Below are 13268 nucleotides of genomic sequence, written 5' to 3'. Positions count from 1 at the left end.
CCAGAATCGGGGTCATTCGCACCCGCACTCATTTCGAACCTCCAGAAGGACCCGTGAGCTACTATAAGCCTCGTCACGCCCTTATTTATAACTTTTGTAGATATTATTCATACAGACGTTGTAACGCTACAGGGCATCTTTAATTCGCTCTATACATCCTTCTTTTCAGGCTTGTTCGTTTTTAAACTGATATGGTCAATTTTATTAGGAAATACCCAATTCACTGATTTTAGGGCACTCTTATAAATGAGATCCTGCTTGCTGTCACGGTTTGTATATAACACTTCTGTATTGGATTTATAATCTACGATAAGAGTAAGTTGTTCGCCCCGTAATGAGACATAGTCAAACTTTACATACTCCTTCACAGCCGTTGTTCCGTTAGCCTTACCACCTGGTGGGATCAATGGTATAAATAGTTCTATATCTTTTTCCATTGCCCCAACAAAGAAATCGTATGTTTCAATTTGTTCTGAATCATTCATTACAAAAGACACTTTAAGTTGAATATGACAATCCGTTATAACTGGAGCAATACCGTAGTGTGATATTTTTAAATATGGGACTTGATAGGATTTATACTCTTCAGTGTGTAATTTATTTTTAAGTTTCTCAAATTCATTGGTGGAAATAATACGGCTGTTCTCATGTGTTTTAACACCTACTAACATCATCGTTGCCCTGAACTCTTGAATATCAACATAAGAACGGTTATTTTCAATTTCTCTCTGTTCATCTAACTCCCTTTGTTTTCTGAATTGGAAAAGTGCTATCAACACTGCTCCAAGTACGCCCAGGAAATTCGCAAAGAAACCTAACCACTCACCTGTACTTCCATGAACACCGGGTCCTCGCCAACTTAACAATCCATAATTGATCGCTATGGGGATTATTAAAACAAAACATATGCCCAACGTTATCCTTCGCCAATTCATATTTCATCCTCTCCTTCAGTCATTCATAATTCGACATAAGGAAAGATTTACCTGCATAAGTCAACGTCAAACCTCCTCGGAGCTGCATGCAGGAATGCAATGATATTCCCATTGTTGCTCTTTGGCAGCGTCTCGAAATGATCTCTGACCTCAGCTTCCCATTCTTCATGGGTGATGCCTGCGGATTGGATCTCCTCAATCTGACCATAGATCATCTGATGCTGCTCTTCCGTTATCCTCATATGCTGTTTGTTTTTCTTCTGTTGGAAGTATTTCAGATACGTTTTGATAAAAGAATGATCATCGTTTGTAAAAGCGATGTATTTATTTAATCTTTTATCATTCGTTGGTACTTTATCATTCGTTACTAGTGTTGGATTTTCCACAACTGGAAAACCCGATTCTGGATGCTCGTATATATCGATCTCCCAGGACATGATTTTACCTCGGCTGTCCTTGATGACGTAACGCTTGATATAACCGAATGATTCAAGCTCTTTGAGCGCTGCCCGAATGCTGTCCTTACCCTCGGTCGTATGCTTGGTCAGCTCATCCAGGTAAAAGCGGAAATGGTCCGGCTTGGTCAGCATGTAGGCGAGCAAGCCGCGGGCTTTGAAAGAGAGCCTGGCATCCTGCAGCGAGCTGTTGACGATCCGGGTGAAGGGCGGGGCTCTCTTGCCTGATTTGTTGACTCGGTGTGTTGCCACCTCACTCCCTCCATAATTAATGATTTATCAAGATGATCTTGCGCTCATTAGAACAACAGCAGGGTCTGATTCTGATAAATCTTTAATCCTGCGTGCTGGTACCCCGGCGTACAAACCATTAGGCTCGCAATCTTTTGTAACGACGGCGCCGGCTGCTATAATACAACCTTGACCCACGGTGACCCCGGGTAAGATTGTAACGCGTGCTCCTATCCAACATCCGTCATCAACTTTGATGGGGAGTAACTTCCTTTCTCCTCCTCTTTCGTCACTAGTGCCGATCTCGTGAGTGTCAGTGCAAAACATAACCTGCATACCAATACCACAGCGCTCTCCAATTTCAACCACGGCATTGTTTTCGAAATAACTTTCGTTGTTGATGAACGTGTTTTTACCAATGGTCACGCGGTTGGTGCGAAAAAAAGCACCCGCACTAATATTGTAAGTCGATATATTCATACCGCTTACTTTATAAACCAATCTCCTCAATACTCTTGGTGTTAATTTTGAAGAGGCCAAGATGTTTACGAATAGACTCCAAGGTACTTGAACAAGGTCTGCTTTAGTCCAGTGAATGATGTTCCTTAAACTCACAAAACCACTCCCAATTCCATCCATGATTTACCTATACTTATACCACGACACGGGTGGAATTATCTACAAAATCGAACTAATTTTTGTTGTCCATGAAACCGTTGAGTTAGCCAAATCAACCTTGAAATATGCTCCCGACCAAACAGGGAATGAGAGCATCATAATTTGACCGATTGGACCACCTTTTGGCACAATTAACCTCGCAGGCATAACGTTTCCACTAGATAGAGTTGATGAGCTTCCGACTGTAACAATTGCTGTAGCATCTGTATCGGCTGTTGGATCCAGTTTGATAGCCATATTAAAGAACAATCCCGATCCTGTTTTGTTCTGATATATAACGCCGTTCTGAATATTCGTCGAGATGTCGTTTCCTATCAATGTTTTTCCGGGCGTGAAGTAACAACCTGTACCATACGGGTAGAACGCCTTGCTGCCGACACTTGTTTCAAAATCTGGAGAAACAAATCCTATGTCTGTCAAGGAACCCAGACCAGCACTCAAATTTCTTTGTGAGCTCGTAGGTGGTGTTACTCCACTCGGCAGAGTACGTCTTCCATCGATCCATACCTGTGGTCGTATGAAAGTCATTAAATTAATTTTGTTGGTAGCATTGTTCGGGTTTTCCAACGATATGCCATGCGCAGACCCACCTACGAAAACCGAGCCATACAAGTTGGTGAACACGGCATTACCAGAGTTAACAACTCCCTCACCCAAGTGTCTTAACACTCCACCACCGTAACTTCTAAGATTAGTAAATGTGTTGTAGAGAGCATTGACCATGTTAAACGCATAATGATTTCCATCATGTCCGAATACTTTGATGTTTGACCAATCCGAGCTAAACAAACCGTCGTCATAACCGCCGGTGATTGCTGGAGATTCTACAGTGATCCCATGCCCTGTGTTTTGAAAGTTGCGGTCAAACAGAATCCCAAAATCACGCAGATTGACGACTGGAGCGACGCCTTGCACCTTGATGCCGTTTTTCCCTTCCCCTGTCTGTACAATGACAGATCCTTTAAGGTAAGGGGCTATTGTAGGGAAGTTTTGAGCGTCAGAGCCTGTTGTGGCAGATCCGAATAATTCATATACTCCAATTCCCTCAACAGTAACCAATGACGGTAATTCAATGTCTTGAGATATTTTGAAGTAACCCTCAGTTATAATCAGCTTGTAATTTTTGTTTTCATTCAGAAATTCAGCGGCTCGGCGAAACGCATCATCATTGTTATGACCTGTCTTTGTGCTGAAATTGTAATCTCCAATTCCGCCGAAATCCTCGATTGAGACAGAGCCCATTTTTGCCGAAAGAGCTAACGCCCTTGCAACTTTATCCACTTATCCCACCGCCTTTCCCTTAACCGCCACATTCCCACCTGCTACAGCCCCAATCCGCGCCCGGAATGAATACCCTGCTGGAACCTCAACCTGCCAGCTCTCTGGAGCTGTATTGCTGCCGCCTGTGGTCTGAGTGCCAAACTTGGTCGGATCAGTCACGTTAAAAGCTGTGTGCGGCGTGTAAACCCCGCTCGGCCCCGCAATCTCGAATAGGACTGTGCGGCTGGTGCTGGTGCCAGTGATCTCAAACGTCAGTGTATGATTGCTGTTCTCCGGCGCGAATGGGGTGCCGTTGCCGGCAGCCGTAGCGTTGTTCTGCAGCGTCACTGTTTGAGCTGCTGCCGTTCCCAACACTCTCACTCTTTGAGCTCCGTCCGGATCAACACCGTCAGCGGGGTTTACGATTTGTCCTGCACTATTGTACTGCCGGCCTGGTACCGGCGTTTCGTAATATGAGCTGCTCATGATATGCGTCACTCCTTCATCATTTTGATTGGTGGTTCTGCTGCTGGCCAGCAGGCTGTATGCTCTTTGCTCTGGCGACCCTTGGACTCGAATGCGCTGATTGGTGATGGACAGAAGGTGAATGGGTACGATCAGCCGCTGCAGCGCTGCCGATGTTTGCATCAGCTCGAACACCCTGCGCGGGATGCCGTTAAAAAACACTTGGCCGAAGGATAATCCGTGTTCAGGTATCGTCGGCCCGATATAAATGGACTGGTTTCGTATCACTTTGTATCACCTCCCTCCTCCCTTTGAGCAAAAGAAAAAGCACCCAGGTGGGTGCTTTTGTGCTTTAGGCTATAACTTTATCCATTCCCTGATTTCCTTTGCTACAGCGTATGCTTTGTTCCAGGACGAATTTTCTTTAATAAAGGTATGTCCTTCCGGTGTAATTGTTGCCGTAGTGTAAATATATGCGCGATCATCAGCAAACAATATATTTTTCGCTAAATTATTGCTCACTACGTATCTGAAAGCATCTGTGAATTCTTCTTCAGTAACGCCGAATGTTTCTTCGTCGTAGGTCTGATTACCTTTTTCAATTTCCTTCAGAATAGCGAATGCCAATTTCTCGGTCTTCATCAGTACCACCTCCTCATGCAACTTAAAGCTTAATCCATTCTCTTACTTCCTTTAGCCCTCTATACGTCTTTGACAAAGGGCTATTCTCCTCGAGATACTCCAGTCCAGCCATTGTTATCTTTGACGCATTCAACCATACGATTCTGCCACCTGCTATGGCAACATTCGACAACAATCCCTCGTCTTTGATGATTTGAGCAATATCAGCAAACTCGCCCTGTGTAACACCGAAATCATCTGCCTTAGGCTCATTTCCAGCTTGAACCTCTTTCAGAATACTATAGATGATTTTTTTCCTATTCAATACGATCACCTCCTCGACATCATCATTCGACGCCGATTCCGCGATTTCCTGCTTTTCCCAACAAAAGCGGACAGCGGGACTCGAACCCGTCTTCTCCAGCTTGGAAGGCTGGGGCACTGCCTTTATACCATGTCCGCAGATAAACGCCCCTCGCGAACCTCAGACACGTAGAACGTGCCCTCCAGCAGTCGAGAGGGGCGTTTGGTGATGTGGGCAGGACTTGAACCTGCATGCTCCTCTACCATATCGGGTGATCAGGCCGATCAGCCGCGTTACTGATTAACCGGAGGAGCCACCCGCAAGCGTCTACCATTCCGCCACCACATCAAAATATAGATACCAAGATAAGACCTCATCTCAGTATCTAAAGATTAATTACCAACTGGTTATGATTGCTCCAGTGTCTTTGACAAACCCAATTACGTCTCCACTATCATTTTCAATCCAGCCTTTCCAGCTGCCAACCTGCGACAAAGCAGAGTATTCACGATATTTCAAATCATTCACCCCTATTAATTAATTTAAGGAAACCGTAAGGGATCTTTGCACCACTCCAATAAAAAAGGCCGGCAGCTGCCGACCCGATCTGCAGAGCATTCATGCCCCTGTGGTGTCCTCTTATCGATTTCCTATGCTACAAATATATCACTTCTAAAACCTAATGAGGTATTTATAGTTACTTAATTTATTCTTTTTGATTACTTTTCTTTTTCTTTAAGTTTTCGTCGATATCATTGCGGCTATCCTTTTGGATTGGTTATAATAGAAGCGATCATGATAAAACCAAAAGGAATGAGGTTTGCTCATTATGGCATTAAGAGCTCAGGATTTATTGGATTTGGGAATTGAAAGCATCCTCAATTATCTGCGACGTTCACGAGCTGATGAAGAGCAAGAGCGGCGCACCGGTGAGGATGTGTTGCAGGCTCAGAAAGAGCTCATGGACCGTGTGCTAGAGCCTCTAGGCATCCCATACGACCAGAGATCAGAGGTTGGGTCCGGAGATAAAATATCCACCCGCCCCGTCTTCCAGACCGTCATCAAGGATCTCCAGTCCGGCAAATTCCAAGCCATTGCAGTCAAAGAGATATCTCGTATGGGCCGCGGTTCTTATACGGACATGGGAGTTATTTATGATCTTATTACAGATAAGCGGATATTCATCATCACGCCATACAAGACCTTTGACCCGAACAACCCATCCGATTTGAGACAAATCAGATTTGAGTTATTTATGTCCAGAGAGGAATTTGAGACGACCAGGGAAAGGCTGTTTGGCGGCCGGGTTAACCGCGCCATGGAAGGTAAGTGGGTATCCGGGGAGGCTCCCTTCGGTTTCGACTACAACCCTGCCACTAAAAAGCTTGATATCAACGAGCAGCAGGCAGAGCAGATTAGAGCAATTTTTGATTTGTATGTGAATGGCGTCCCTGATGGTGCAAATGGTAAGCGCAGGGATGTTAGCTTTAGAGCGCTGGCTACGTATTTATCGCGACACACCGTCATCTGCACGCCTAAAGGCAAAAAGAACTGGCATCCCACGTATCTAAAGGGCGTTCTACAAAATGAGCGGTTTATCGGGATCCTGAAGTTCAGAACCACCAAGCGCGTTAATGGGAAGATTGAGACTCGGCCTGAGGAAGAGCATATTATCGTCCATGATGCGATGCCCCGGATCATAGACCAGGAAACATGGGACAAAGCTCAGGCAAAGATCAATGACACCGCGCATAAGCCAAGAACAAAAATGGACTTCTCTCCCTGTGAATTGGCCGGTCTATGTGTGTGCTACAAATGCGGCGGGAGAATGGTTCGACAATACAGCGTACAAAAATACGAAAAGCAAACCGGTGATGTGGTAGAGTATCATAAGGAATTCCTATGGTGCACTCGACCTGGCTGCACATTTGTGAAATATCGATCTGTAGAGGAAGACCTGTTAGATGTTCTCCGGTATTTCAAAGATTTATCAGCAGATAGACTGCGAGAAGAATTGGTGGCCAACCTGGCGCAGGATGGACAGCAAAACAATTTTATTCCAGATGTAAACGAGTATATTGAGCAGCGAGCCAAGGAACTCAAAAACCGAATGAATTTCATCTTTGAAAAATATGAGTCCGGTCGATATACTGATGAAATGTTTGATGAGCGTAAAGCTGAGATCGATAAAGGGCTTGCGGAATTGTCGGAACTTGAAAAGAAGCATAACAGCGAAAAGCCCGAGTCCAAAGAATACAAAATTGATGTAGATGTCGTAAGAACAAACCTTAATTCGCTTCTCGATGCCTATGCAGAGGCCGAGGATAAGTCAGATAGGAATCGCATAATGCGGAGTGTGTTTGAGCACGTAACGATCGAATTGATCGAGCGTGGACGCGGCAGAATACCGTCAAAGTATAATATTTATCCCGTATTTAAAAAGGGATTGACTGATTCTGTGATTTTGGTATGATGATGACACCTACTATTCATCCGCGCTGATCAGTGCAAAGCGGCCGGCTTTGAAATTACCCTCCTGTGTCAGGGACAGCAGGTTCCACAGAAACTTCTCGTCACACTTCAGCATCTCCTGAAATTCCATCAGGCCGCGGTTCGCCTTGTTCAGTTCTCCGTCAAAGCGGTACGCCCGGGGATCTGATTCCGAGCCGAATTCAGTAATCGTTGAGAAATCAATGCTGCCGGTCAGATCGGCAATGTCCTGTGATTTGGGATCGGAAGGACTGAATGTGCCGATGCCGGTGCGGCCTTCCTCCGAGATCAGCACGCGCTCTACCATCACAGACTGGATGTCACCGCCGTATTCGGTTCTTAGCCTCATCTGGCAGGAGGGACAGAGATTGCCTTCAATTCTGACGCCGAGCTCCTGCTCCACCTCGGGCCTTAGCTCTAGCGGGATCAGATGCAGCGGCTCCTCGTGCATGGGACAGCCCGCAATCGCATATACTGCACCGCCGGGCGTTCGTGAATACTTCTCCAGTCCCCGCTTCAGCAGTGTAACGAGTGTCGATTTGCCGCCGCTGACAGGTCCCATCAGCAAAAGAATCCGTTTTCTAACGTCCAGTCGCCGGGCCGCAGAATGAAAATATTCCTCCACAAGCTTTTCCACCGCACGATCGAGCCCGAAGATTTCCTGCTCAAAAAACTTGTATTTTTTGCGTCCGCCGCTCTCCTCCACGCCGTAGGATTCAATCATGTCATAGACCCGCGCATGGGCGGTCTTCGCCGGCGCCGGGTTTGTTTTCAACAATTCTATATAATCTTTGAATGTACCTTTCCATGCCAAGCGGTCGCTTTCTGCCTGATACGATGCGATGCGTTCAAAAATATCCATCCCATGACCTCCTATGACTTTATACTTTGAGGATTGGTTCTTTTCGCTTCCCAAGACTCCTTCACGCCTTCAGCCACCGAAAAAAGTGTATTACATACCTATGCGGCAGGCGCGGAATAGTTGACCTCATTTCATAGGAAAGCCGCTCTTTTTTCGCCTAGAGCCTCCGGATTTGCGGCAAGGAGACCCGCACCTGTTCCCGGCATGTTATACTGATGGAACAAATAATTCGCGGCGCAAGCGGCCTGAACAGACTATGTATGGACATAAAGGAGAGAAGCCATGGCGATTCAGCACGAAGCCGAGCTGTATGCTCCATTAAAGGCTTTTTTTGAGGAAGAAGGGTATGCTGTCAAGGGTGAGGTACGCCACTGTGATCTGGTGGGCATAAAGGAAGGCAGCGAGGAGCTGCTCATTGTAGAAATGAAAAAAACGTTCAACCTCGCTCTGCTGCTGCAGGGCATCGAACGTCTGAAGATGAGTCCGTTTGTGTATCTGGCGGTGGAGAAGTCCCGCGCCAAGAAGGGGGCCGTCAACCAGCGCTGGGGCGAGCTTACGGCTCTGTGCCAGCGGCTGGGACTGGGGCTCGTGACGGTCACCTTCTACAAAACAAAGCCGCCCTTTGTCGAGAAGCTGTGCCGTCCTGCCGAGGAGCCTCCGTCCCCGCGGGGCTCTGTCCGCAAGCGGGACCGGCTGCTGCTGGAGTTTCACGAGCGGAGCGGAGATTATAACACCGGCGGCGTCACGCGCGCCAAGCTGATTACCGCCTACCGCGAGAAGGCGCTGCGCGTCGCGCAGGCCGTTTCCGCCTTGAATGCCCATGCAGAGGGCGCGGCAGACAGCCTGAAGGGGACATCTCCGGCGGCGGCCAAAGAGGCGAGCGGCATCGGGAATGCCGCCGCTATATTGCAGCGCAATTATTACGGGTGGTTTGAGCGGACTGGCCGGGGCCGGTACGTCCTGACCTCCGAAGGCTTTGCGGCGCTGGACAAGTATGCTGCGGTGCTCCCTGCCCCGAAGGCCTGATCTCTCTGATTTCTCTGATCTCTAGCTGCGGGCCGTAAACTCTCTCAACGCTTCGCTGATCAGATTCATGCCGAGCATGAGCTCATCCCGGCCGGGATGGGTGAAATTCAGGCGGATATAATCATGATTCTCTCCGTCCGGCGAGCACATGGAGCCCGGCAGGAAGCTGACCCCCTTCAAGGCCGCAGCCTTGAGCAGGACATCGCCGCTCAGTCCGCCCGGCAGCCTGACCCACAGGAACATGCCGCCCTTCGGCAGCTCATAGGAAGCACCGCTCCAGGCACTGCGCCGCAGGAGCTGATCCATCAGCTTCAGGCGGGTGACATACTCCCGGTTCAGAGCGCTGAGATGCTCCTCCAGATGGAAGTGCCGGGATAACAGCAAATGATGCAGCATCCGGTGGATGAGCATGCTGGACTGCCAGTCTGCCATAAGCTTGACAGCCGTCATCATGGAGATGACCTCGCTTGGCCCCGCTGCCCAGCCCGTACGCAGCGCCGGCGCCACCGTCTTGCTAAAGGAGCCGACATACAGCACCTGCTCGCCCTGCCTTTCCTCCAGCGCCGCCAGCGGCGGAAGAGGCTGGGCCGCAGGACTGCCGGGAAAGCAAAGCTCGCCGAGGGAATCATCCTCTACGACCAGCAGAGAAGTTCCGGCGATAACCTTGAGCACCTCAAGGCGCCGTTCCAGCGACCAGAGGGCACCTGTCGGATTATTGAAGTTCGGGGCCGCAAAGAACAGCTTCGGCTGATGCTTAAGCAGCAGCTCGGCCAGCTGCTCCGGCAGCACGCCGTCATGGTCGCTTCGAACGGGGATCATGCGGACACCATGAAGGCGCAGCACCTGCAGGAGGCCCGGCGATGTCGGATTCTCGACCAGTACGGTGTCTTCGGGGTTCGTGCAGGAGCGGACCAGCAGATCCATCGCCTGCTGAGTTCCCGTCGTCAGCAGAATGCGGTCCGGCTCCATATGTAGTCCCTTGCGCCGGCTCCAGCTCTCGCTGAGCCACTGCCGCAGCGGTCCGTAGCCCTCCGCCTCCCCGTATTGCAGGGAGCGGGGATCGGCGGAAAGCACAGAGCCGGCGGCCTCCGCCAAGGCGGATACCGGAAACAGCTCCTCCGCTGGCAGCTCTTCCGCCAGAGAAATCAAAGAATCCCGCTTCGCAAGCTTCTGGACACTGCGCAGCGGGGAGGTTAGTAGAGAATGTGTACGGGAAGCAAAGGAATACTGCATCTAGGCCTCCTCCTTCATCCGTGAATACGTGAATACGTGAATATCACACCCACTAAGACTATTCTTGGACCATCCAGATTATAACTCAGTGAAGCACCTAGGCATACTGCTGTCGCCCCTTGCGGGTGTAAAGAGCGTATTTCTCGATCGCTTGAGCTCTCGTATTCACACCCAGCTTGACGTAAATTTTACGCAGATAGTTGTCGATAGAACGGCGGCTGACCTCGATTTCAACTGCGATTTTATCATACGTAATGCCCTGCACGATTCGTTCCATAATGAAGGTCTCTGTTTCAGTTAACGGCAGATTGCCCTCGGCGATTGGCGAGGCAGGGAGCGGCCAGATTGCCTGCTTGACCCACTCCAAAGGCAGTGCAGTGACCTCTTCGCGCAGGCCGGCAATCAAATGAATGAGCTGAAAGGGCGATGCCTGCTTGGACAGCATCCCGCTTGCCCCCCGGCTGATCAGGCCCTGGAGAAGCGATAAGCCATCATGATCGGTCATCATCACGACATGACTTTGTGGAGACACCTGCTTCATTTGCTCCAGCACCTGCTCTGCGGATTGCTCGCCCAGACGATAATCCAGCAGCACGAGATTCGGCCTGTGGTCTTCGACAAATTTCACACCCTCCTGGCCATTCTGTATCATTCCGATCACCTGCAAGTCTTTTTGTTCCTCCAGAATCAACTTGGTGCCCAGCATACTCGTAGGATGACTTCCAATGATGGCGATCTTCCAAACCTGACTCATGTTAACCCCCCTGTTTCCTGTTTCAACACGTGGTAATTTTCGTTAAACAATGTAGTGTGCCCTAAAACCAGCAGAACTCCGAGCTAACTTCGCACGAATTCCGGTTGTTTCCCGCTTTGGCGTATCAGACACGAAGAGATCCTATCCAGCGCAGGCAGAGTAAGGCATTAGGCTCAGTTCATGCATCTATAACATGGCAAATGGCTTATATGTATCTCTCTTTGCTAGCAAATCTATACAGATTGTATCCTATTCTTGTTATTATAGGCAATCTCTTTTTCGTCAAATGTCATTTTTTGTTCGTCTTTGCGAAATATATGCACGCGTGATAGAATGATGATTGGAAAAATTGATAGGAATTACAAGGGGTGAAGAGATGCCAATACTGCAAACAGAGAATGAATCTCCCTATCCATCCCGCGAAGCTTCCAGAAAGAGCCCGAAAGCGCGTTACTTTTGGTTGTTTTGGCTATTCATGATCGGAGCGGGAGTGGCTGCCGCCTACTATTACAGTAATCATCTGCAGCAGGAGATGATGCTGGGGCTTCAACAGGATACACAGCGAGAAATGGCAGCATTGAAAGCTCAGTACGACAGCCGTTTTGCAGAGCTTTCAGCACAGATGAGTGAGATTGACAGCAAGGTGCAGTCGTTTAATGAGCTGCTTACCTTTACGAAGGATCAGGCCACCGGGGAGACGGACAATAGCAACAAGCTGTATACACAGCTGAATGATGTCAGGCAGCAGCTTTCCAAGCTGGAGAAGAAGCTGGAGCTGTTGAAATGAGATCTATGATTCAGATGACACCCAAGCAAGTCAACCGGTTGTTCCTGCTGGTGCTGGCCCCTTTTATCGGGATCGGGCTGAGCATCTGGCTCTTGAGCGAGCCTCCGCGGCTGCAGCTGGATATTTCGAGCTATACTCCGCAGCAGAGCCTGGAGACGCAGACCGGAAACGTCAGCCGAGGGCTGGAGCTTGCCAGTGCTACAGTCGATCAGACGATTGCTTCTATTGAAAGAACAGGTCAGCTATATCGTCAGACCACCTCTGCCATGAACAGCATCCGGGCCCAGGCGGAGTCTCAGGCTGGATTACCGGAATACATTTATAACCGCCGGATTACGAGCAAGCTGGGGCGTCCCATCGAAACGGTGAATACCGAACGGATCACGCTGGAGCTGTATAAAGTGAATCCGGGCTATTATCAGGGACATGCACTGAAGATCAAGCTGAAGGATCCGAACGCCATGACCATGGTTCTCGGCAACGGCCAGCCGGGCAAAGCCATCACCACCCTGCAGGCGGTACGAAATCATGGAGCGGTGGCCGGCATTAATGCTGGCGGGTATGCTGACGGTAATGGCGGACGCCACCCTTTAAGCACCACCTTCATCAACGGAAGCTATGTTACCGGATTTCAGCCCAGCTTCAAGGATCTTGCCTTTGTCGGCTTGAATGAAGACGGCAAGCTCATCGGCGGGAAGTTCAAGAGCCGGGATGAGCTGGATCGACTGAAGCCGAAATATGGCGCAACCTTTGTGCCTGTCCTTATGAAAAATGGGGTGAAAACGCCAATTCCGGCGAAGTGGAAGACCGATCCTACGCGCGCGCCGCGCACTGTGATTGGCAACTACAAGGATGATCAGCTACTGATTCTCGTCACGGAAGGATATAATGAAACCGGAAATTCAGGTGCAACCCTGCAGGAGCTTCAACGAAAGCTGGAGCAGCTCGGCGTGAAGGACGCTTACAATCTGGATGGAGGAGGCTCCTCCTCCCTCATTCTGAACGGCCGGGTAGTAAACCGACCTTCGGATGGACAGCTTCGCCCGGTACCGACACACTTTCTCTTTTTTAAATAGAACACATGTGGCATGAACTTGCATGCATATTGCCATTTCTTTTTTGGGGCATGCTGGGTATAATAGAGAGTAGCTTAGCAGGAGGTGGCCT

Annotated in this window: 13 protein-coding genes, 2 tRNA genes and 1 pseudogene; 4 read left to right on the top strand and 12 right to left on the bottom strand. The window is 49.1% G+C overall.

Going from position 1 to position 13268, the window contains the following annotated elements; genetic code table 11:
• Positions 1-149: 149 nt before the first annotated feature.
• From JJQ72_RS06210 to JJQ72_RS06170, 9 genes are all read right to left on the bottom strand, one after another.
• The gene (locus JJQ72_RS06210) at positions 150-935 is read right to left on the bottom strand and encodes a hypothetical protein (protein WP_208203087.1); all 786 of its coding nucleotides are present in this window, start codon (positions 933-935) and stop codon (positions 150-152) included.
• Positions 936-982: 47 nt separating this feature from the next.
• Positions 983-1642, bottom strand: coding sequence for a helix-turn-helix domain-containing protein (locus tag JJQ72_RS06205; protein WP_208203086.1), 660 nt, complete (start codon positions 1640-1642; stop codon positions 983-985).
• Positions 1643-1669: 27 nt separating this feature from the next.
• Positions 1670-2236, bottom strand: coding sequence for an acyltransferase (locus JJQ72_RS20715; protein ID WP_208203085.1), 567 nt, complete (start codon positions 2234-2236; stop codon positions 1670-1672).
• Positions 2237-2299: 63 nt separating this feature from the next.
• Complete coding sequence (locus JJQ72_RS06195; RefSeq protein WP_208203084.1) at positions 2300-3580, bottom strand: hypothetical protein; 1281 nt, start codon at positions 3578-3580, stop codon at positions 2300-2302.
• A complete protein-coding gene (locus JJQ72_RS06190; RefSeq protein ID WP_208203083.1) occupies positions 3581-4312 on the bottom strand; it encodes a hypothetical protein in 732 nt (243 codons plus the stop codon). It lies immediately after the preceding gene.
• A gap of 69 nt (positions 4313-4381) precedes the next feature.
• Positions 4382-4666 carry a YjcQ family protein gene (locus JJQ72_RS06185; RefSeq protein WP_208203082.1) on the bottom strand — a complete coding sequence of 95 codons (285 nt, stop codon included), beginning with the start codon at positions 4664-4666 and terminating at the stop codon, positions 4382-4384.
• Between the two features lie 22 nt (positions 4667-4688).
• Positions 4689-4970 (bottom strand): YjcQ family protein, encoded by a 282-nt coding sequence (locus JJQ72_RS06180; protein WP_208203081.1) that lies wholly within the window; start codon positions 4968-4970, stop codon positions 4689-4691.
• Between the two features lie 65 nt (positions 4971-5035).
• Positions 5036-5107 (bottom strand) — tRNA-Gly (locus tag JJQ72_RS06175).
• Between the two features lie 65 nt (positions 5108-5172).
• Positions 5173-5297 (bottom strand) — tRNA-OTHER (locus tag JJQ72_RS06170).
• Positions 5298-5778: 481 nt separating this feature from the next.
• Between JJQ72_RS06170 and JJQ72_RS06165 the strand changes: the two genes are divergently transcribed.
• Positions 5779-7422, top strand: coding sequence for a recombinase family protein (locus JJQ72_RS06165; protein WP_208203080.1), 1644 nt, complete (start codon positions 5779-5781; stop codon positions 7420-7422).
• A gap of 15 nt (positions 7423-7437) precedes the next feature.
• On the opposite strand, the pseudogene JJQ72_RS06160 reads toward JJQ72_RS06165, so the two are convergent.
• Positions 7438-8301 (bottom strand): annotated as a pseudogene (locus JJQ72_RS06160) (protein prkA); the annotation flags it as partial.
• A gap of 282 nt (positions 8302-8583) precedes the next feature.
• On the opposite strand from JJQ72_RS06160, the gene JJQ72_RS06155 reads away from it, so the two are divergent.
• Positions 8584-9327: a DUF2161 family putative PD-(D/E)XK-type phosphodiesterase gene (locus JJQ72_RS06155; protein ID WP_208203079.1), complete on the top strand. Its 744-nt coding sequence runs from the start codon at positions 8584-8586 to the stop codon at positions 9325-9327.
• Between the two features lie 21 nt (positions 9328-9348).
• On the opposite strand, the gene JJQ72_RS06150 is transcribed toward JJQ72_RS06155, so the two are convergent.
• Together JJQ72_RS06150 and JJQ72_RS06145 are read right to left on the bottom strand one after the other, a co-directional pair.
• Positions 9349-10560 (bottom strand): aminotransferase-like domain-containing protein, encoded by a 1212-nt coding sequence (locus JJQ72_RS06150; protein ID WP_138226654.1) that lies wholly within the window; start codon positions 10558-10560, stop codon positions 9349-9351.
• A gap of 97 nt (positions 10561-10657) precedes the next feature.
• Positions 10658-11314 (bottom strand): response regulator transcription factor, encoded by a 657-nt coding sequence (locus JJQ72_RS06145; protein ID WP_208203078.1) that lies wholly within the window; start codon positions 11312-11314, stop codon positions 10658-10660.
• A 376-nt stretch (positions 11315-11690) separates the two neighbouring features.
• Here JJQ72_RS06145 and JJQ72_RS06140 point away from each other — a divergent pair, with 376 nt between their 5' ends.
• A complete protein-coding gene (locus tag JJQ72_RS06140; protein ID WP_175415329.1) occupies positions 11691-12101 on the top strand; it encodes a hypothetical protein in 411 nt (136 codons plus the stop codon).
• On the top strand, positions 12098-13177 hold the full coding sequence (locus JJQ72_RS06135; RefSeq protein WP_138226656.1) for a phosphodiester glycosidase family protein: 1080 nt from the start codon (positions 12098-12100) through the stop codon (positions 13175-13177). Before JJQ72_RS06140 ends, JJQ72_RS06135 begins: the two co-directional genes overlap by 4 nt.
• Positions 13178-13268: the final 91 nt, after the last annotated feature.

Source organism: Paenibacillus sp. F411 (assembly GCF_017582705.1).
GTDB classification, from domain to species: domain Bacteria; phylum Bacillota; class Bacilli; order Paenibacillales; family Paenibacillaceae; genus Paenibacillus_AQ; species Paenibacillus_AQ algicola.
Note: the sequence above shows the minus strand (reverse complement) of the source record. Positions and strands in the feature narration are given on the sequence as shown.

Excerpts from the sequence above, each read along its gene's own strand:
- JJQ72_RS06150 (WP_138226654.1), bottom strand. The coding sequence starts at position 10,560 with ATGCAGTATTCCTTTGCTTCCCGTACACATTCTCTACTAACCTCCCCG.
- JJQ72_RS06145 (WP_208203078.1), bottom strand. The coding sequence starts at position 11,314 with ATGAGTCAGGTTTGGAAGATCGCCATCATTGGAAGTCATCCTACGAGT.
- JJQ72_RS06135 (WP_138226656.1), top strand. The coding sequence starts at position 12,098 with ATGAGATCTATGATTCAGATGACACCCAAGCAAGTCAACCGGTTGTTC.
- JJQ72_RS06185 (WP_208203082.1), bottom strand. The coding sequence starts at position 4,666 with ATGAAGACCGAGAAATTGGCATTCGCTATTCTGAAGGAAATTGAAAAA.
- JJQ72_RS06140 (WP_175415329.1), top strand. The coding sequence starts at position 11,691 with ATGCCAATACTGCAAACAGAGAATGAATCTCCCTATCCATCCCGCGAA.
- JJQ72_RS06210 (WP_208203087.1), bottom strand. The coding sequence starts at position 935 with ATGAATTGGCGAAGGATAACGTTGGGCATATGTTTTGTTTTAATAATC.
- JJQ72_RS06165 (WP_208203080.1), top strand. The coding sequence starts at position 5,779 with ATGGCATTAAGAGCTCAGGATTTATTGGATTTGGGAATTGAAAGCATC.
- JJQ72_RS06155 (WP_208203079.1), top strand. The coding sequence starts at position 8,584 with ATGGCGATTCAGCACGAAGCCGAGCTGTATGCTCCATTAAAGGCTTTT.